Raw genomic sequence first — 19,695 nt, 5'->3', positions numbered from 1 at the left:
CTTGCAGAAGAACTGGGAGAAGCACTCAACTGTAACACAATATTTTCAATTCACATTGGCGGTCTTACCATAGACATCACGGAATCTATAGTAGTGACCTGGATCGTAATGGCGATACTGGTTCTGTTGTCGGTGATATTTGTAAGAAACTTAAGGGTTGAGAACCCCGGAAAGGTGCAGCTTGCACTGGAGACTATAATAACCACCTTCAACAAATTATTCGGCGATGTACTGGGCGAGAAGGGAAAGGACTATATACCTTATCTTATAACCGTTATACTTTATATAGGCTTATCTAATATTATGGGTATATTTGGTGTAAAACCGCCTACAAAGGATCTGAACGTAACAGCAACTCTGGCAATCATGAGTATTGTGTTGGTACAGATATCAGCTATTCGTGCAAAGGGTACTAAGGGATGGGCCAAGAGCTTCGCTGAGCCTGTTGCCATAGTGGCGCCGCTTAATGTTATGGAGCTGGCCATCAAGCCGTTGTCATTGTGTATGCGACTTTTTGGTAATGTTCTTGGAGCCTTTGTCGTTATGAAGCTTATAGAGGTAGTTGTACCTGCTGTGGTACCGATCCCTCTGAGCCTGTATTTTGATTTCTTTGACGGATTTTTGCAGGCATTTGTGTTTACATTCCTTACTGCACTTTATATGCAGGAGGCCATTGAGTAAATTTTATGAAAAAATGTTTAGAATCAGCCCTACAGTGTAGGGGAATACATTAAAAAGGAGAAAATAATCATGAGTTCATTAATTGCAATCGGAGCAGCTATAGCAGTATTAACAGGTATCGGAGCAGGTATCGGTATCGGACTTGCAACATCAAAGGCAGTAGAGTCAGTAGCAAGACAGCCTGAGGCAGACGGCAAGATAACAAAGCTTCTTATCATCGGTTGTGCTCTTGCGGAGGCAACAGCCATCTACGGTTTCGTTATCGGTCTTCTTATTATCGTTTTACTTAAGTAATATAACCCTGAGAGAAGGAGGACCTGAAACACAGGTCATACATTAAATTAAGAAAGGCAGGAGAAAGATTAAATGGTATTGGAAAGTACATTAATAAATATACAATTATCATCTATAATCTTTACAATCCTTAATCTGATCATTTTATTTCTTCTGCTGAAGAAGTTTTTGATTGGCCCTATAAACAAGGTTATAGCGGAGCGTGAGAAAATGATAAGCTCAACCATAGCCGGTGCCAATCAGACAAAATCTGATGCAGAAAAGCTTAAAGCCCAGTATGAGGCGTCCCTGGCAAAAACCCAGGCTGAATGCGAGACCATGCGTGAAAATTCCCGTAAGGAAGCCCAGCGTGAGTACACCAAGGTTGTTGATCTTGCAAATGAGAAGGCAACCAAGATGATAAAGGACGCAGAGAATACCATTTCCCTTGAGCAGGAAAAGGCATTGAGCAATATGGAGTCACAGATAGCAGGACTTGCTATGGATGCAGCAGCTAAGATTCTCAGTGACAATACAGATGATAGTAGAAATAAATCATTATATGATGAGTTTTTAGAAAAAGCAGGTGATGCCCATGACTCAGAAAACCATTAATTTTGCCAGAGTTCTGCTGGAGCTTGGAATGGACGGCAGTAAGCTGCAGGAGGTAAGACAGATATTTGCAGATAATCCGTTGCTGGTTGACGCACTTATATGTCCTGTAGTGTCCAAGAAGGAGAAGCTTCAGGTGGTGGACAGGCTGTTTGAAGGAGAGATAAAGAATTTTCTCAAGGTATTATGTGAAAATGATGGTATAGATGAGCTGTTTGAAATACTGGACTGCTATGAGAAGATGAAGCTTGAGGCAGATAATGTTCTGTGTGCAACACTTGTATATGTAACGCCGCCGGATGCAGAACAGAAGAAAAAGATAGAAGATTTTCTATGTAAAAAGTATAACAGAACTTCGGTCAGACTTGATATGGTGAAGGATGAAAGTCTCCTTGGAGGCTTCGTCATAAAGACTATGGATAGGGAGTACGATTGGAGTCTGGCAGGCAGACACAGAATGATGACACAGAAATTAGTGATGAGGTGATAAGATTTGAGTTCAATTAGTTCAGGAGAAATAATTTCAATTCTGAAGAGCGAAATAGAGAACTATGACTTTGACGCCAGAGACAAAGAGGTCGGTACAGTTATCTGGGTAGGTGATGGTATCGTTACAATATATGGTATAGACAATGCCATGTACGGTGAGATAGTAGTATTTGAAAATGGCGTAAAGGGTATGGTTCAGGATATCCGAAAGACAGAGATCGGGTGTATCCTGTTCGGAAGAGAGACAGGTATAAAAGAGGGAACTAAGGTTACCAGAACCGGTAAGAGAGCCGGAATACCTGTAGGTGACAAGTATCTGGGCAGGATTGTTGATGCTCTCGGAGCACCAATAGACGGAAAAGGCAAGATCGAGACAACTGATTACAGACCTATAGAGCAGGAGGCTCCGGGCATCATAGACCGTAAGTCTGTAAGTGAGCCTATGGAGACAGGTATACTGTCAATAGACTCCATGTTCCCTATAGGAAGAGGCCAGAGAGAGCTTATTATCGGTGACAGACAGACCGGTAAGACATCCATAGCAACAGATACTATCATCAACCAGAAGGGTAAGGATGTTATCTGCGTATATGTTGCCATCGGACAGAAGGCTTCAACAGTAGCCAAGATCGTATCCATATTAGAGAAGAATGATGCCATGGATTACACTATAATTGTTGCTTCAACAGCCAGTGATCCGGCACCACTTCAGTACATAGCACCATATTCGGGAACATCTATTGCAGAGCATTTCATGCACAGCGGCAAGGATGTACTTATAGTATATGATGATCTTTCAAAGCACGCAGTAGCGTACAGAACACTGTCACTGTTACTGGGACGTTCACCTGGACGTGAGGCATATCCCGGAGATGTATTCTATCTCCATTCAAGACTGCTTGAGCGTTCCAGCAGATTAAGTGATGAACTGGGAGGCGGTTCAATAACAGCCCTTCCTATCATAGAGACCCAGGCAGGAGATGTATCGGCATACATTCCTACGAATGTAATCTCCATCACCGACGGACAGATATTCCTTGAGAGTGATCTGTTCTTCTCGGGTATGAGACCGGCGGTAAATGTAGGTCTTTCAGTATCACGAGTTGGTGGCGCTGCCCAGACAAAGGCAATGAAGAAGGCAGCAGGAAGTGTCCGTATCGATCTGGCACAGTTCAGGGAGATGGAAGTATTTACCCAGTTCTCATCAGACCTTGATGAGGGCACAAAGGAGCAGCTTGCTTATGGTAAGGGACTTATGGAGCTTCTTAAGCAGCCGTTATGCAATCCTCTTACAATGGCAGAGGAGGTCATCACCCTTGTGGCAGCCACAGGAAAGCTCTTCATACCGGTTCCTGTAGAGAAGGTTAAGCAGACACAGCTTGATATGCTTGAGTACTTCAAGAACGCCAAACCGGAGCTTATAAGAGAGCTTGAAGAGACAAAGAACTTAAGTGATGAGCTTAAGGAGAAGATACTTGAAGCAGCGAAAGAGTTTATGAAGAGGGTGGTTTAATTGGCAAATACCAAAGAGATCCAGAACAGAATAAAGAGCATTAAGGATACCATGAAGATAACCAATGCCATGTACATGATTTCCTCTTCCAAATTAAAAAAAGCCAAGATGGATCTTGAGAATACAGAACCATATTTCTATACTCTTCAGGTTGCGCTTGCAAGAGTACTGAGACATCTGCCTGACATACAGCACCTCTATTTCGACAGCAGGAGCGAGATTCCTGAAAATGAAAAGAGACGTGGCTACATAGTAATAACAGCGGATAAGGGTATGGCAGGTGCATACAATCATAATGTTATCAAGATTGCAGAGGAAGAACTGGCGAAGCATGACCATACCAGACTTTATGTGGTAGGTCAGGTAGGAAGACATTATTTCGCAAGGAAAAATGTACACATTGACAAGCATTTTCAATATACAGCACAAAATCCTAGTATGCACAGAGCCAGGGTAATTGCAGACACCATGCTTGAGGCATATGAGAACGGTAAGCTGGATGAGGTATACATTATATACACTAAGATGGTGAACAGCGTAACTGCAGAAACAGACATGATACAGTTACTTCCGTTTAAGAGAGAAGATTTCTCCTTCTCTACAGGCGGTGTATATAATGAAGATATAAAGATGGAGCCTTCACCGGAGGTGGTACTTGACCGTATAGTACCTAACTATATAACAGGATTTATATACGGCGCACTGGTCGAATCCTTCTGTAGCGAGCAGAACTCCAGAATGATGGCCATGGATACAGCCACCAACAGTGCCAAGGAAATGCTTCAGGATTTGAATATTAAATACAACAGAGCCAGACAGGCAGCCATAACCCAGGAGATAACCGAGGTTGTAGGCGGTGCCAGAGCTCAGCAGAACAGAAAGTAGGAAGGAGGTCTTGAGTCTTGAATAATGGTAAGATAGTTCAGGTAATGGGACCTGTAGTTGACGTAGAGTTTCCGGATAATGACCTGCCTGCTATTAAGGACGCCTTACAGGTAGATAATCACGGAAAAAAAGCAATAATGGAAGTTGCACAGCACATAGGAAACAATACAGTCAGATGTATCATGCTGGCAGCCAGCGAGGGCTTAAGCAGAGATATGGAGGTTGTTGCCACAGGTGCGGGAATAAAGGTTCCTGTAGGTAAGAACACATTGGGACGTTTGTTTAATGTGCTTGGAGATACTATTGATGATGGCAAGGAGATCCCGGAGAGTGAGGAACACTGGGTCATCCATAGAGAGCCACCTACATTTGAAGATCAGAGTCCTGTTATAGAGATACTTGAGACAGGAATTAAGGTTATCGACCTCTTAGCACCATATTCAAAGGGTGGTAAGATCGGTCTGTTCGGAGGTGCCGGTGTAGGTAAGACTGTGCTTATCCAGGAGCTTATCCAGAATATAGCCACAGCACACGGCGGTTACTCAATATTTACAGGTGTTGGAGAACGTTCAAGAGAGGGTAACGATCTGTGGACCGAGATGAAAGCATCAGGTGTTATAGAGAAGACAGCCCTTGTGTTCGGACAGATGAACGAACCGCCTGGAGCAAGAATGAGAGTTGCAGAGACAGGTCTTACAATGGCAGAATATTTCAGAGATGTGGAGCACCAGGATGTACTTCTCTTCATTGACAATATCTTCCGTTTTGTACAGGCAGGTTCAGAGGTTTCATCACTTCTGGGACGTATGCCTTCTGCAGTTGGTTACCAGCCTACCCTTGCAAATGAAATGGGTGAGCTTCAGGAGAGAATCGCTTCAACAAAACAGGGATCAGTTACATCAGTACAGGCAGTATATGTGCCTGCCGATGACCTTACAGATCCTGCGCCGGCAACAACATTTGCACATCTGGACGCAACAACGGTTCTTTCAAGAAAGATCGTAGAACAGGGTATATATCCTGCTGTAGATCCATTGGAGTCTAACTCAAGAATACTTGAGGCAGACATAGTAGGCGAGGAACACTACAATATAGCAAGAAGAGTCCAGGAGATCCTTCAGAAGTACAAGGAATTACAGGATATCATTGCAATCCTTGGTATGGAGGAGCTTTCAGAGGCAGATAAGCTTACAGTTACAAGAGCCAGGAAAGTACAGAGATTCTTGTCACAGCCATTCCATGTGGCTGAGAACTTCACAGGCGTTCCAGGCAAATATGTAAGACTTAAGGATACAATAGCAGGCTTTAAGGCTATCGTTGACGGTGACATGGACGAATATCCGGAATGGGCATTCTTCAATGTTGGAACCATCGATGATGTTATAGAAAAGGCAAAGAAGGGACAATAAAACACAAAAACAGTGTTGAAAACCTTGATTAAGTTTAGTAAGATTGTTTAAGAAGGGAGTACAGATGAACACATTCTATTTAAGAGTAGTATCAAGTGATAAGGTGTTTTTTGAAGATAAGGTAACACGTTTTGTACTGCCCCTTGAAGATGGAGAGATGGGCATTCTGGCGCACCATGAGAATATGGTTATTGCCACCAGCATAGGTGAGATAAGGATCACCACAGCAGATGGCAGGACAGTTACAGGTGTAGTTGGTGAAGGATTTACCCAGATTGTCAACAACAGAGTAGTTATGATCGTCGATTCTGCCGAAAAGCCGGAGGATATAGACAGAGTCCGTGCAAAACAGGCAAAGGAGAGGGCAGAAGAGCGTCTGAGACAAAAGGAGAGTCTTAAGGAATACAAGCAGACAGAGGCCAGCCTTGCCAGAGCTCTTACAAGACTAAAAGTAACGGAGAAGATATAAAGCGGGAAGGTGTATGCATGTTCCGAATACACACGAGGATGAAGAGAAATGGTTAGATTCATAGTAGTAATAATTTCATGTTTTTTCCTGATATTATACTATGTACCTAAAATGTCATATTACGCAAGGCATCCTGAAGACCATGATGAAGAGAAATGCTATCGACTGGCCAGAAAGGTTGTTCAACGTTTTAAGAAACGGGGGCGTATCAGCACCGTATCAACAGGAACGGAGAATCTGCCCCAGGAGGGTGGATACATAATGTATGCCAACCATCAAGGAAAATATGATGCGTTAGGAATAATAGGAGAGCATCAGAAGCCATGTACATTTGTTATGGACGCAAAGCGGTCAAAGCTGTTCATAGCAGACCAGTTCTGTTCATTACTTCGTGCCAAGAGATTGGAGAAGGGTAATATAAGACAGCAGGTAGAGATAATAAATGAGGTCGCCACCGAAATAGAAGCGGGAAGAAGATATATTCTGTTTCCTGAAGGAGGCTATGACCATAATCATAATACTCTTAATGAGTTTATGCCGGGCAGCTTTAAGATAGCCAAAAAGGCAGGCTGCCCTATCGTGCCTGTTGTACTGTATGATTCTTATAAGCCGTTTGAAGGCAGATCATTGAGGTCTGTGGTTACACAACTGGCATTTCTTGAACCGATACCATATGAGGATTATGAATCATTAAGTACAAGCGAGATAAGGGATATGGTGGTAAATATTATCCAACAAAAAATGAATACAATGAGTGGAATGAATAATTGGTAGCATAGCAAAGGTCGGGGGAAATGCTGGAAAAGAATCAAAAAAAAGAAAATCAGGAATTGGATGATAAAAAAGAAAAAAAGTCCAAGGATATTAAGATAAAAGACACAATAAAAACATCGGAAGCAGCAAAAAAGGATAAAAAGAACAAAAGGGGTAAAGATAAGATCTCCCCGGTGAAGCTTCTTACTATACTAAGCATCCTGTTGGTGTTGGTGGTGATTTTTGTTGTGGGAATGTATTTTTCATATGTAAAAAACAGCAAGGCTATAGCAGATAAGGTGGCAAGTGCTTATACATCAGGGGATGTGCAGGAGTTCCTTGATCTGATACCACCGGGACACAAGGATTATTTCAGAGAAAATTATTCATTTTCAGATCTAGAATCAACATATAAGAATTATCTTGATGAATTTGCACATAAGCTGGAACCAGATGTAGGGAAGATTGACAGTATAGAAGCAGCCTACGGAAGTATCGTCACTATGAGCAACATTGATGATATCAGAAAGGAAATGTCCAAGTACGGCATTGACAATCTGAATACTTACAGAATGATAGAGGCTGAGTGGACAGTCACAGGCGATAAGGGTTCTAAGGTGATACCTGTGGAGATATATGTCATGAAGGTGGATGAACAGTGGTATCTGGATCATCTGGATTACTGATACAAAAATATATAGATTGGAGAATATTATATGGGTGAAACAGAAAAAGAGGGCAGAAAGAAAAAATCCATAATCCCAACGGTGGTAATCCTGGTGGTGCTTGTGGCAGTGATAGCTATAGGCGTGTTTGTATGGTTAAATGTGAAGCATGTAGATGCCAATGCCCAGAAGGTGGCAGACAGGTTTATGACAGCTATCGAGGATAAGGATGTCAATGCACTTATAGATGTGTATGACCCTGAGGTTATAAGCTACACAAAGCAGCTTAACGATTACAGTGATGATAACATAAAGGGCTTCTACAAGGAGCTGGTGATAGACACCATCTACAGCAAGTGGAAGTCGGCAGGAAAGATCAAGAGCATTTCACATTCTGTGAGAGGTGTAAGGATGTATGATGATGAGCAGCTTAGAGAGAGCCGGCAGACATTTGAAAAGGAAATGGGATACAGCTTTGATAAATGTGGCGAGGTTCTGATGGATGTAACAGTCACCGGAAGCAAGAAGACATTGAACCAGCAGATGGTTGTGTATATATACAAATATGAAGGCGAGTGGTATTATTACTACTATGAGATACGATAAAATATCATGAGGTATAAAGGAGAGGCAGTATGGACGAGAATAACATGAACAATCTTAACAACGGCGTTGATGAAGAAGATGAGGCTACTACAGTGCTTGTAGCTCCGGGAGTAGGAGCTGCACAGCCGCCTAAGCCGGAAGCAAAGGCAGACGGTAACTGGGGAGCCGCACAGTCTTCACAGAGCAATGGTTATGGCAATAACCAGTTTGGTGGAAATAATCAGTTTGGCGGCCAGCAGGCAAACGGCTACGGACAGAACCAGTTCGGCGGCCAGCAGGTAAACGGCTACGGACAGAACCAGTTCGGTGGAAATAATCAGTTCGGTGGCCAGCAGGCAAACGGCTACGGACAGAACCAGTATGGCGGAAACAATCAGTTCGGTGGCCAGCAGGCAAACGGCTACGGACAGAACCAGTATGGCGGAAACTATCAGTTCGGTGGCCAGCAGGCAAACGGCTACGGACAGAACCAGTTTGGTGGAAATAATCAGTTCGGCGGACAGCAGGCAAATGGCTACGGACAGAACCAGTTTGGTGGAAATAATCAGTTCGGCGGACAGACACCTTCAGATATCAAGCCGGGCAAGAAGATAAGCAAGAAAATGCTTGCAATAATCGGTGGAGCAGCCGCAGTGGTCATCATTGCACTTATATTGATACTTACTCTTGGTGGTTCAGGCGTAAGGAACATGGATGACATTACAGACAAGATGGTGGCAGCTTATGAAGATGATGACTGGGAAGCCGTATATGATCTGTATTATGATAAGTACCTTGACGCTATGAAGGATGAGTTCGATTACACAGAAAAGGAACTTAAGGACGAGTTTAAGGATGCCTTCGAGGATGATATGGACGATCTTAAAGACGATCTTGGAGACATAAAGAAGATCACAGTTACTGATGTTGATAAGGATACTTATTCGAAGTCAGATGTAAAAGATGCGAATGAATCATTCAAGGATGAATGTGATGTGGATCTTAAGATTGATGAGATGGTAGATGTTCGTATAGAAGTAGAAGTTGAGGGTGAAGACGACGACATGGACGACGGCATAATAAAATATACAGCTGTCAAGGTCGGCAGCAGATGGTATATCGTGGATCACGAAAATCTGTATTAATATTTATGATACATAAGTAATAGAACTGTGGAGCTTTTCTCCACAGTTTTTTTTAAAAATTTTATAAAGCTTATTCTGGTTAGTTGTGGACAATTACAGTATACAATGTTATTCTTAAAGTCAAGGATTACAATAGAGTAGTGAGGTCGGGTCACAGGGTATGGAATACGTTTTTATTGATTTTGAGATGAATCAGATAGATAATGCAGCACAGAATGAATTTAAAATCTGCAAAAATGAGATAATAGAGATAGGTGCAGTGAAGCTGGATGATACATATAAGGAAATTAACTATTTTAAAACATATGTAAGACCGGTGGTGTTACCGCTAAATAGCAGGATAGTAAGGCTTACTGGCATTACCACTGAGATGGTTGAGGATGCACCGGATTTTGACAGTGCCATAGACAGCTTTATTGATTGGTGCGGCGATGCAGATGTTATCTATGCATGGAGCGAGAATGACCTGAGACAGTTCAACAAAGAGAGACGTATAAAGAACTATACCCATGACAGAGTAAATGTGATCGTATCAAGATGGAAGGATTTTCAGAAGGAATTTGCCAAGCTGCTTGGAACCAGAAGAAGATTGGCACTTTCTGATGCAGTATTCTACCTTGGTGAGGACTTCCAGGGGAAGGAGCATGACGCTTTGTGGGATGCCAGGAACACTGCTGAGGTATTCGTTTTGTCCAAGGACAAGGAGAAGTTCGAGAAGGTTATGGCACCTATAATGGAGGTGTATAAGCCTAAGCAGACCATGACCTACTCACTTGGAGATATATTCAAGAATATTAATATTGAGGAATAAAATCACATCCACGTTAAAAGGAAATAGTATGGAATTAAACAAAAACAACATAAAAAAGATCATATTTATAGGCTGTTCTATAGTGCTTTTTATATTTGCATTATTTAATTTTAAGATACTGGCGGCGGCATTTGACAAGCTTATTAGTGTTATGCTTCCGTTTATAATAGGTTTTTGTATTGCCTTTGTTGTAAATGTCCCTATGAAGGCAATAGAAAATCTTATTTTCAGAAATAAGGACAGCAGATTTTATAAGCTTAAGAGACCGGTGAGCATGGTCATAGCATTTGCAGTGATAATATTGATTATAGCGTTTGCTGTTACAATGGTTATACCTGATATTGCCAAGACCATAGATTCCATTGGTGAGAAGTTCCCTGCTTTTATAGATAATGCCAAAAAGTGGGTTGACTCACTGACCAGAAAATTCCCGGCAATGGCTGAGAAGCTGGACTTCAAGAGTATTGACTGGAACACTATAATGGGAAGTGCACTGGACTTTGTAAAGAATGGTGGTACACTTCTTATTACCAAGACTGTGGGAATGGCGTCATCAGTTATAGGTGTATTTGTAAATATATTTGTAGGACTGTTCTTTGCGTTTTATGTGCTTGCACAGAAGGAGACTCTGAAGAAGCAGTGTAAGGGACTTGTGTATGTTATCATGAAGGAAAGCCACGCAGACAGGTTCATCAAGGTGTGTGCCATGGCAGACCAGACCTTCAGTAACTTTATCTCAGGTCAGTGCCTTGAGGCATGTATACTGGGGTTGTTGTTTTTTATAGTCATTACAATATTCGGAATACCATATGCCCTGACTATAAGCATAGTTATTGCCATAACAGCTCTTGTGCCTATAGTTGGTGCATTTATAGGCTGTGTGGTGGGCGGATTCCTGGTACTTGTGGATACACCGTCAAAGCTTATATTGTATATAATCCTCTTCATCTGTGTGCAGCAGATAGAGGGCAACTTCATATATCCTCATGTGGTAGGTGGCTCCGTGGGACTTCCCTCCATATGGGTGCTGGTGTCCGTAATGGTAGGCGGAGATCTCTTCGGTATAGTGGGAATGTTGGTATTTGTCCCATTAAGCTCTGTGGTGTATGCTCTTGCCCAGGAATTTGTCATTGTGAGACTTAAGGAAAAGGGGATACCAAGGGCAAAGTATATCGGAAGTTGTGTGGTCCCTGAACGGTTCCGGCGGGGACGAAGTGCAGATAAGAAGAAAAGTGACAAGAATAAAGAGAAATCCGGAAAATAAGGATATACGGATAAAACCGGGTATAAATAAAACATACCGGAGTAAATAACAAAATTGATAATAAGTCATATAAATACCAAATGACAAAATATAAAGAAAAAAGGTGATTTTAAATGTATAAGGACATAGCAAAGCTGGTATTGTACCGGGATCTTGGGGAGGACAGCATACTCCTTAAGTTATCAAAGATCTTTGAGGATTTCGATCATGGCGATTATGCCAAGGAGGAGCTGGTGAGAAGGATCTACGATCAGATCAAGAGACTGCTGGATCTTGCTACAAGCTATGGTTTTGACACCAATCTCTGGCACAATTATCTGGCATTTGTACTTATCACAAATGAAAATTCCTTCAGCATGACCTGTGAGAAGGTAGGCGCAAACGATGGAACAGTAAATACCTTTGCCAAGAGCGACTTCAAGGTGTTCAAGAATTTATTTGATTATGATTTCAGCACAATTGAGAAGGAGCTGGGCATAGATTGTTTCTCGGTAATTACAAATTATAAGGCTATAGGCAAGAAGGAGCAGATGTACAACAAGAATGTCAGCGACAAGGTACAGAAGATCAGCCGTGCCATTGAGGAAGCCGCAGATGAAGATGATATCTTCAACATCGTAACTGAGTTCTACAAGGCATACGGCGTCGGAATGTTCGGTCTTAACAAGGCATTCAGAATTGCAAGGGATGAGAACAACAAGCTTAAGTTCATTCCTATAAACAACACTGAGGATGTAAGGCTTGATGATCTTATAGGCTATGAGATCCAGAAGCAGAAGATAGTTGACAACACAGAGGCATTTGTAGATGGCAAGAAAGCCAACAATGCATTGCTGTTCGGTGACAGTGGTACAGGAAAGTCCACTACCATCAAGGCTATTGTAAATGAGTACTACGACAGAGGCCTTCGAACCATTGAGATATACAAGCACCAGTTTAAGGATCTGTCAGAGGTTATCTCACTGGTGAAGAACAGGAATTACAAGTTCGTTATATATATGGACGACCTTTCATTTGAGGATTTTGAGATCGAGTACAAGTACCTGAAAGCGGTCATCGAGGGCGGTCTTGAGATAAAGCCTGACAACGTACTTATATATGCCACATCAAACAGACGTCATCTCATTAAGGAGAGCTGGAATGACAGAAGTGATGTTGAGAACAGAAACGGTATGCACACCAGCGATACCATTCAGGAGAAGCTGTCACTGGTGAACAGGTTTGGTGTTACAATAAACTACTCAAGACCTTCACAGAAGGAGTATTTCGACATAGTTGTTAAGCTGGCAAGACGTTCAGGTATAGACATGGACGAGAAGGAGCTTACTGCCGAGGCAAATAAATGGGAGCTTTCCCATGGCGGTATATCCGGAAGAACAGCCCAGCAGTTTATATACTATCTGCTTGGAAAGCAGAAGTAAGCAGGATTAGGTTTTATATGGAAGGAGAATGAAAATGATAGATTTAAGTAGTGCAAAGGGAAAGAAGTTTGCGTCAAGAATAATTGTTGGAGTGCTGGTATTTGCAATGGTTATTACCATCGTAGTTACTGCATTCTAATTTAAAGGTGACAGTTGATGGATATGGATAGATTTGGCGAGGTTCAGATAAAGCGTTCCGTAATGAAGAATATAAGGAACACCAGATTCAGCGGTTGCGGGAAAGCCGGGATAGGTAGAAACTATGCCCGGTTTTTTCAGGATAAAAATTCCCTGGTGGTGTCTGAGGCGGCAGGGGTGAATGACGGTATGGGGCTTGTCCGCACGGGCTTCATAAAGGCATACAACAACGTAAGGATAAGCGGTGCTGTTCCAGTGGCGGTAAGTGATACCATCCTCATGCCGGAAAGGGATGAGCAGACCCTTAAGCATATGATAATGGAACTGTCTGACATGGGAGAGGCATACAGTGTCGATGTGATCTCGGGACACACCCAGATCGTAAGTGCCGTGACTGAGCCGGTGATGACATTTACCATGTATGGGATCTTTGATGGTAAGTCTTTTATGGCCTTGAATGGGAAGACAAACAATGGAAATAAGGTTGCTGCCGGTATGGATATTGTCATGTCGGGAAATGCCGGATGTCTTGGCTCCGTGCAGCTTGCCTATGAACATAGAGCCGGATTATATGAAAGATACAGCAGAAGCTACATAGACAATATATTTAAGCTTGAGGATATGTTTGCACTTAAGACAGAACCGGATATCGCATATGAATGTGGTGCGGTATATGGCTATAATGTAGGCTCCGGTGGAGTATACTGTGCTCTGTGGGACATGGCGGACTCCTTAAATATAGGCATAGATATAAGCCACGACCACATACCAATCGTGCAGGAGACCATAGAGGTATGTGAATTTGCAGGGGTAAATCCATATCTGATAGACGGAACCGGTGCCGCGTTATTCATAACAAATAATGGGCAGATACTTTCCGACAGACTGTATGAAGCAGGCTATGAGGCAGCGGTGATCGGAAAGGTGACAGACGGACATGACCGTACCGTATCCCATGACGGAGAGAGACGATTCCTTACTCCGAGAGGTTAAAGAATTTCAATATTATAAATAACGCAGCCTTGAAACAAGGCTGATGTTCGGGATAGTGTCAAATAGCATATGAAAGAGATGTCGCAGACATCATTACAAGAAATAGCACGACATTACTTTGTGAGCCGTGCCAATAAAGAAAGGACGGACATATGATAAACATTGTATTACATGAACCGGAGATTCCCGGAAATACAGGAAATATCGGAAGAACCTGTGTGGCAACAGGAGTGAAGCTCCACTTGATAGAGCCGCTGGGCTTTCAGATAGATGAGAAGCACCTGAAACGTGCCGGAATGGATTATTGGGATAAGCTTGATGTGACAGTTTACGACGACTTCAATGATTTCCTTGCTAAAAATCCAGGTGCCAGGATATATATGGCAACAACAAAATCTAAGCAGAAGTACACGGATGTGAATTATGAAGAGGACTGCTTCATAATGTTCGGCAAGGAAAGTGCCGGGATACCTGAGGAAATATTACTTGATTACAAGGACACAGCAGTAAGAATACCTATGTACCCTGAGATACGTTCCTTAAACCTGTCAAATTCCGTTGCCATTGTCCTGTACGAGGCATTAAGGCAGCATGATTTCAAAGGACTTGAAACACAGGGACAGCTACATAGGTATGAGTGGTAATTTACATTGATTCATTAATTCTGCTTTATCTTAAATTTGCTGTGATTTTCGGAGCTCTGGGTATCCGCAGTGGATGGTTCCTGGTGCTCCTTTTTTATGTGGACAGGCTTTATCGGCACGACCATATCCTTCTGCTTAGGCAATGAGAAGATAAATTCACTTCCTTCCCCCATCTCAGAGGTAAGGGTAATGTGCTCGCCGTGAGCCTTGATGATCTCCTTTGTTATGGCAAGACCGAGACCTGTACCGGTCTTATCCTTGCCACGGCTTGGATCGGTCTTGTAAAATCTGTCGAAGACCTTCTTTAAAGACTCCTTAGGTATTCCCACACCCTCATCCTTTACACTTGTGTATATCTTATCATTTTTCTCCGTGACCTGAACCGTGATGGAACGTCCCTCCGGGGTGAATTTAATGGCATTGTCCACCAGATTGTATATAACCTGCTGGATCTTTGTTCTGTCAGCATACACCATGGTATTGTCTGTAAGGAAGATACTGTGGAGGTATATGCCCTTATCCTGACATCTGCCTTCAAAGGTGTTAATAGTCGGCGTAATTATGCTCTTGATATCAAAGTTCGATTTATCAAGCTGCAGGTCAAATGAATCGAAATTATTAAGCTCAAGGAGTCCCTGAGTCAGCTTGGTAAGTCTCTGGGATTCGTTTAAAACTATGGTGAGATACTTTTCGTGCTTCTCAAGAGGTATAGTGCCGTCAAGCATTGCCTGGATATATCCCTTTATGGAAGTCAGAGGTGATCTGAAATCGTGGGATATATTAGAGATAAATGATTTCCTGTACTCATTTGAACGACTAAGCTCGTCAGCCATTTCCTCCATATATCTTGCTAACTCGCCAAATTCGTTGTTGGTATTGACATTTACGCGGGCATTGAAATTACCGTTTGCATATTGCTTGGAGGTGGCAATGATCTCGTTCATAGGCTTAAGTACACTGTTGCTTATGATCATAAGGGCAACCAATGCCAGGAAAACCAGAACTACAAATGGCATGTAGGATGAGCTTAAGATGTGGCTGCTTATCTCGTCCACATATGAAATAGGGGAGTGGATGATCAGCATTCCCGAATACACATCGTCAATGTACACCGGAACTCCCACTGAAAGTACAGTGGTGTTAAAGCAGCCTGAGAAATCACCATTAAGAGTGAATTTCTGTCTCAGGTATTTGTTGTCCAGATAGCTTGAGATATCCTGGGAGTTCAGCTTACATTCAAGGGGTCCCTGGGTGGTAAGTATGTGGTTATCCTGATCTATATACCAGATTGATGCACCTATGAAGGCTGCGGCATTGTTCAGCTGGCTGTAGAACTGGGTAGAATCTATACTCCCTGTAACATAAGGTGCCACAGAATGCTCTGCCATGAGTGAACACTCATATTCAAGCCTTGTTGAGGTTTCGGTCATTATCTGTCTTTTTGTGGTATTGATGGTGACAAATATCAGTGCGGAGAAGATAAGTAATACCAGGAAAACAAATCCCACAATGATCTTGTCAAATAATGATTTCTTCATTTACATTCATCACCTTGTAATTATAATTATTTAACTTCGAATTTGTATCCGATTCCCCATACGGTGAAGATGGACCAGTTGTATTTGTCTGTGAGCTTCTCGCGGAGACGCTTTATGTGCACGTCAACGGTACGGGTATCGCCTACATATTCATACTGCCATAATTTGTCCAAGATCTGCTCCCTTGTAAATACCTGATTTGGCCTGCTGGCAAGGAAATACAGCAGTTCCAGCTCCTTCGGCGGCATTTCAAGGTTTCTGCCCTCAAAGGTTACCGTGTAGTTTGAAATATTTACAATAAGGTTGTCGTACTCAACATAGGTTCCCACATGGTCGGCTTGAACTTTCTCAGGTTTAGGAGATGTCTCCTCCAGGGTAGAGCAGCGGCGGAGCAGTGCTCCAACCCTTGCCACCAGTTCATTGGAGTCAAATGGCTTCACGATGTAGTCGTCGGCGCCTATCTTAAGCCCCAGCACTTTGTCAAATACCTCACCCTTGGCAGACAGCATGATTATGGGTACATTTGAATTCTTTCTGATCTCGGTGCATATCTGATAACCGTCCATTCCCGGAAGCATTACATCTAAGAGAATGAGGTTCGGTTTAAATTCGTTAAACAGCTTCAGTGCAGTTTCTCCGTCACCTGCAATATCTGTGTCATAGCACTCCTTATTAAGATAGAGGGAGATAAGCTCTGCTATATTTTCATCATCGTCAACGATGAGTATTCGTTTTCTGTCCATACAAGGCCTCCTTTATTAGTTATATCCGGACACTATCTTCATATACAATATGCCGGTGTCTTTTAAAGCTCTACGATGGTAACACCGGCGTCACCCTCGCCAAATTCTCCAAGCCTGAAGGATTTCACATAGGACTGCTTCTTGAGGAAGTCGTGTATACCCTTTCTCAAGGCTCCGGTTCCCTTGCCGTGTACGATCCTTACGCTGTGGAGATGTGCCATCATGGCGTCATCAAGATATTTGTCAACTACAAATGTAGCTTCTGCTACTGTCATTCCCAGAACATTTATCTCCGGTTTAATGTTAAGTGCCCGGTTCATGCCACGTTTATTATTGATGGTTGCCTTGGTTTGCTTAGGTTTTGGTGTATCTAAAATAACCAGATCCGATACCGGAAGGGAAGCGGACAGGATACCGATCTGTACCTTGAGATTCCCCTTGGAGTCTGCCAGTGCAGTGATCTCACCGGTTGTGTCCATGCTTATTACATGAACTGTATCTCCAATCTTAAAATCAGAAGCAATATGATTTGATTTAAGTGATTTTCGCTTCTGGTTAGACATCTGGCTGTACTCGTCCATCTTGGTACGGAGCTTCTGTCTTTCCTTCTCCATGGTGGAGGCGTCGGCCTTAACAGGGTTATTCACCCATTTATTGTACTTCTTGATGGAAGCGTCAGCCATATCCTTGGCCTCTGCAAGGATGTCTGCGGCCTCGGCTCTGGCGGCTGCCAGTATCTCGGATTTCTTCTCGCTTAATTCGGAATCCTTGGCCATGGCACGCTCCGTCAGTTGTCTGGCTTCCTCTTTGAACCGCTCAATCTCCTCTTTATCCTTATCAATCTGTGCCTTGCTTCGCTCAAGGTCAGCAATAAGTGATTCAAAGTCTACTGTGTCGCTGTCGATATTTTCCCTGGCGTTGTTTATTATGTCCTCGGAAATCCCCAGCTTCTTGGCTATGGCAAATGCATTTGATTTGCCCGGAACACCGATCATAAGTCTGTAGGTTGGCATAAGAGTCGCTACGTCAAATTCGCAGCTTGCATTCTCCACACCCGGAGTTGACATGGCAAATGTCTTAAGCTCGCTGTAGTGGGTTGTTGCCATGCAGCGGACACCCATGCTGTTCAGGTGGCTTAATATGGAAATAGCAAGGGCAGCCCCCTCCACCGGATCCGTTCCACCACCCAGCTCATCGAAGAGGCAGAGACAGTGCTCATTTACATGGTTAAGTATATACACGATATTGCTCATGTGGGATGAGAAGGTTGACAGATTTTGTTCAATGCTCTGCTCATCACCAATATCGGCAAATACATCGTCGAACACCGTAAGCCTTGAGCCGTCAAGGGCAGGTATGTGAAGTCCCGACTGCCCCATTAGCTGGAAGAGTCCCAGAGTCTTTAAGGATACGGTCTTACCGCCGGTATTCGGACCGGTTATGATAAGAAGGTTGTAATCCTCTCCAAGCCTGATATCAACCGGCACAACAGTGTGCCTGTCAAGGAGCGGATGGCGTCCCTGCCTGATATCCACGATACCATCGGTGTTGAAGATTGGCTCGGAGCCCTTATAGGATCTGGCGAATTTCGCCCTGGCAAATATAAAATCCAGCTCCGCCAGTGTGTTAAAGTTGTATTTGATATACTCGATATCCCTTGCCGCCATGGCTGAGAGATTTTCAAGTATCTTTTCTATTTCAAGGATCTCCTGATTGTCCAGCTCCTTAAGCTCATTGTTCATGTTCACTATGGCCATTGGTTCAATGAAGACTGTGGAACCACTGGAGGATTGGTCATGTATCATGCCCGGAAACTTGTTCTTGTATTCGTTCTTGACAGGGATACAGTAACGTCCGTTCCTCATGGTGATAAGGTTATCCTGGAACATGGTTTGGTTGTTCTGGTCCGAGATCATCTTGGACAACTGGTTGTGAAGTCTGTCATTTGTAAGCTTCTTGTTACGCCTTATGTTCTTAAGGGTAGTGGAGGCGTCGTCGGCGATTTCATTTTCAGAGACGATACACCTGTGTATCTCACGGCTTATGTGCTCAAGGGGCACCAGCTCTGCGAATCTTGTGTGAAGACAGTCGGCATTGATCTCCTCGGCATTTCCCTGGCTGGTGGATGATGGATCGGAATCGTCATACTGTCTTGCTGCCAATGTGGTGTCAAGGACGCTTGCTATGTCAAGAAGCTCCTTTGAGCTTAAGCCGCCCTTCATCTCAAGACGCATAAGGGACGCTCCGATGTCTTTCAACCCTGCAAATGACAGGTTGCCCTTTTTGTTGAGACGCATGAGGGCGTCCCTGGTTTCCTGCTGAAGTTCCTCTATCATCACAATGTCTTTTCTCGGCTTTATACGCTGGCACTTCCGCTTCGCCATTGGAGAGGCGGCGTATTCCGTCAGCATTTCAACTATTTTATTGTATTCAATGATCCTCAATGTTCTTAAATTCATAATGCTTCTCTGTTCCTTCTACATATATAATTCATAATACTTTTCTGTTTCTTCTACATATATGCATAATCTACTTAATTATAGCTCAATTCTGCAATTAATAAAAGATTATTTTCAGGTTGTAAGATTAAGTTTCAGGTTGTAAGATTAAGTTACTTCGTATAAAATGGAGAAAGAAAATCAATGTCCAATGAACAGACAGGAA

The 19,695-nt window shown here is 43.0% G+C and carries 20 protein-coding genes; 17 read left to right on the top strand and 3 right to left on the bottom strand.

Features of this window, described 5'->3' with window-relative positions; genetic code table 11:
• The first annotated feature begins 12 nt into the window (after positions 1-12).
• The 17 genes from DXB54_RS00440 to DXB54_RS00360 all read left to right on the top strand — a co-directional run bounded on the left by DXB54_RS00440 (position 13) and on the right by DXB54_RS00360 (position 14,750).
• Complete coding sequence (locus tag DXB54_RS00440; RefSeq protein ID WP_118693934.1) at positions 13-681, top strand: F0F1 ATP synthase subunit A; 669 nt, start codon at positions 13-15, stop codon at positions 679-681.
• 69 nt (positions 682-750) lie between these two features.
• Positions 751-975, top strand: a complete 225-nt coding sequence (gene atpE / locus DXB54_RS00435) for an ATP synthase F0 subunit C (RefSeq protein WP_021938121.1) — start codon at positions 751-753, stop codon at positions 973-975.
• A 72-nt stretch (positions 976-1,047) separates the two neighbouring features.
• Positions 1,048-1,569, top strand: a complete 522-nt coding sequence (gene atpF / locus DXB54_RS00430; RefSeq protein ID WP_021938120.1) for a F0F1 ATP synthase subunit B — start codon at positions 1,048-1,050, stop codon at positions 1,567-1,569.
• Positions 1,550-2,053, top strand: a complete 504-nt coding sequence (gene atpH, locus DXB54_RS00425; RefSeq protein ID WP_021938119.1) for an ATP synthase F1 subunit delta — start codon at positions 1,550-1,552, stop codon at positions 2,051-2,053. Before atpF ends, atpH begins: the two co-directional genes overlap by 20 nt.
• Before the next feature lie 6 nt (positions 2,054-2,059).
• Complete coding sequence (gene atpA / locus DXB54_RS00420; protein ID WP_021938118.1) at positions 2,060-3,568, top strand: F0F1 ATP synthase subunit alpha; 1,509 nt, start codon at positions 2,060-2,062, stop codon at positions 3,566-3,568.
• Positions 3,569-4,453, top strand: a complete 885-nt coding sequence (atpG, locus tag DXB54_RS00415) for an ATP synthase F1 subunit gamma (RefSeq protein WP_021938117.1) — start codon at positions 3,569-3,571, stop codon at positions 4,451-4,453.
• Between the two features lie 17 nt (positions 4,454-4,470).
• Entirely contained in the window at positions 4,471-5,862 is a 1,392-nt protein-coding gene (gene atpD, locus DXB54_RS00410; RefSeq protein WP_021938116.1) for a F0F1 ATP synthase subunit beta, read from the top strand.
• Between the two features lie 64 nt (positions 5,863-5,926).
• Positions 5,927-6,331: an ATP synthase F1 subunit epsilon gene (gene atpC, locus DXB54_RS00405; RefSeq protein WP_118693932.1), complete on the top strand. Its 405-nt coding sequence runs from the start codon at positions 5,927-5,929 to the stop codon at positions 6,329-6,331.
• A gap of 48 nt (positions 6,332-6,379) precedes the next feature.
• Entirely contained in the window at positions 6,380-7,105 is a 726-nt protein-coding gene (locus tag DXB54_RS00400; protein ID WP_021938115.1) for a lysophospholipid acyltransferase family protein, read from the top strand.
• Positions 7,106-7,125: 20 nt separating this feature from the next.
• Complete coding sequence (locus tag DXB54_RS00395; RefSeq protein ID WP_118693931.1) at positions 7,126-7,770, top strand: hypothetical protein; 645 nt, start codon at positions 7,126-7,128, stop codon at positions 7,768-7,770.
• A gap of 30 nt (positions 7,771-7,800) precedes the next feature.
• Positions 7,801-8,355 (top strand): hypothetical protein, encoded by a 555-nt coding sequence (locus tag DXB54_RS00390; protein ID WP_118693930.1) that lies wholly within the window; start codon positions 7,801-7,803, stop codon positions 8,353-8,355.
• Between the two features lie 29 nt (positions 8,356-8,384).
• On the top strand, positions 8,385-9,479 hold the full coding sequence (locus DXB54_RS00385) for a hypothetical protein (RefSeq protein WP_118693929.1): 1,095 nt from the start codon (positions 8,385-8,387) through the stop codon (positions 9,477-9,479).
• Between the two features lie 160 nt (positions 9,480-9,639).
• Complete coding sequence (locus DXB54_RS00380) at positions 9,640-10,290, top strand: 3'-5' exonuclease (protein ID WP_021938110.1); 651 nt, start codon at positions 9,640-9,642, stop codon at positions 10,288-10,290.
• A 28-nt stretch (positions 10,291-10,318) separates the two neighbouring features.
• A complete protein-coding gene (locus tag DXB54_RS00375; protein WP_118693928.1) occupies positions 10,319-11,554 on the top strand; it encodes an AI-2E family transporter in 1,236 nt (411 codons plus the stop codon).
• A gap of 113 nt (positions 11,555-11,667) precedes the next feature.
• A complete protein-coding gene (locus tag DXB54_RS00370) occupies positions 11,668-12,975 on the top strand; it encodes an ATP-binding protein (RefSeq protein WP_021938108.1) in 1,308 nt (435 codons plus the stop codon).
• Between the two features lie 156 nt (positions 12,976-13,131).
• Positions 13,132-14,106, top strand: a complete 975-nt coding sequence (locus tag DXB54_RS00365; RefSeq protein ID WP_118693927.1) for an AIR synthase related protein — start codon at positions 13,132-13,134, stop codon at positions 14,104-14,106.
• Positions 14,107-14,258: 152 nt separating this feature from the next.
• The gene (locus tag DXB54_RS00360; RefSeq protein WP_021938105.1) at positions 14,259-14,750 is read left to right on the top strand and encodes a tRNA (cytidine(34)-2'-O)-methyltransferase; all 492 of its coding nucleotides are present in this window, start codon (positions 14,259-14,261) and stop codon (positions 14,748-14,750) included.
• Positions 14,751-14,764: 14 nt separating this feature from the next.
• On the opposite strand, the gene DXB54_RS00355 is transcribed toward DXB54_RS00360, so the two are convergent.
• The 3 genes from DXB54_RS00355 to DXB54_RS00345 form a co-directional block, all read right to left on the bottom strand.
• On the bottom strand, positions 14,765-16,288 hold the full coding sequence (locus DXB54_RS00355; RefSeq protein WP_118693926.1) for a HAMP domain-containing sensor histidine kinase: 1,524 nt from the start codon (positions 16,286-16,288) through the stop codon (positions 14,765-14,767).
• A gap of 26 nt (positions 16,289-16,314) precedes the next feature.
• Complete coding sequence (locus DXB54_RS00350; RefSeq protein ID WP_118693925.1) at positions 16,315-17,031, bottom strand: response regulator transcription factor; 717 nt, start codon at positions 17,029-17,031, stop codon at positions 16,315-16,317.
• 62 nt (positions 17,032-17,093) lie between these two features.
• Positions 17,094-19,490 carry an endonuclease MutS2 gene (locus tag DXB54_RS00345; protein WP_118693924.1) on the bottom strand — a complete coding sequence of 799 codons (2,397 nt, stop codon included), beginning with the start codon at positions 19,488-19,490 and terminating at the stop codon, positions 17,094-17,096.
• Positions 19,491-19,695 lie beyond the last annotated feature (205 nt).

It is taken from the genome of Coprococcus sp. OM04-5BH, assembly GCF_003482105.1.
Taxonomy (GTDB): Bacteria; Bacillota; Clostridia; order Lachnospirales; family Lachnospiraceae; genus Coprococcus.
The sequence above is the reverse complement of the archived record's forward strand: the minus strand, read 5'-3'. Positions and strand labels throughout refer to the sequence as shown.

Coding starts and splice junctions, on each gene's coding strand:
- atpF (WP_021938120.1), top strand. CDS start 1,048: ATGGTATTGGAAAGTACATTAATAAATATACAATTATCATCTATAATC.
- DXB54_RS00380 (WP_021938110.1), top strand. CDS start 9,640: ATGGAATACGTTTTTATTGATTTTGAGATGAATCAGATAGATAATGCA.
- DXB54_RS00390 (WP_118693930.1), top strand. CDS start 7,801: ATGGGTGAAACAGAAAAAGAGGGCAGAAAGAAAAAATCCATAATCCCA.
- DXB54_RS00350 (WP_118693925.1), bottom strand. CDS start 17,031: ATGGACAGAAAACGAATACTCATCGTTGACGATGATGAAAATATAGCA.
- DXB54_RS00375 (WP_118693928.1), top strand. CDS start 10,319: ATGGAATTAAACAAAAACAACATAAAAAAGATCATATTTATAGGCTGT.
- atpE (WP_021938121.1), top strand. CDS start 751: ATGAGTTCATTAATTGCAATCGGAGCAGCTATAGCAGTATTAACAGGT.
- DXB54_RS00395 (WP_118693931.1), top strand. CDS start 7,126: ATGCTGGAAAAGAATCAAAAAAAAGAAAATCAGGAATTGGATGATAAA.
- DXB54_RS00365 (WP_118693927.1), top strand. CDS start 13,132: ATGGATATGGATAGATTTGGCGAGGTTCAGATAAAGCGTTCCGTAATG.
- atpH (WP_021938119.1), top strand. CDS start 1,550: ATGACTCAGAAAACCATTAATTTTGCCAGAGTTCTGCTGGAGCTTGGA.
- atpC (WP_118693932.1), top strand. CDS start 5,927: ATGAACACATTCTATTTAAGAGTAGTATCAAGTGATAAGGTGTTTTTT.
- DXB54_RS00370 (WP_021938108.1), top strand. CDS start 11,668: ATGTATAAGGACATAGCAAAGCTGGTATTGTACCGGGATCTTGGGGAG.
- DXB54_RS00385 (WP_118693929.1), top strand. CDS start 8,385: ATGGACGAGAATAACATGAACAATCTTAACAACGGCGTTGATGAAGAA.
- DXB54_RS00355 (WP_118693926.1), bottom strand. CDS start 16,288: ATGAAGAAATCATTATTTGACAAGATCATTGTGGGATTTGTTTTCCTG.
- DXB54_RS00345 (WP_118693924.1), bottom strand. CDS start 19,490: ATGAATTTAAGAACATTGAGGATCATTGAATACAATAAAATAGTTGAA.
- DXB54_RS00400 (WP_021938115.1), top strand. CDS start 6,380: ATGGTTAGATTCATAGTAGTAATAATTTCATGTTTTTTCCTGATATTA.
- DXB54_RS00360 (WP_021938105.1), top strand. CDS start 14,259: ATGATAAACATTGTATTACATGAACCGGAGATTCCCGGAAATACAGGA.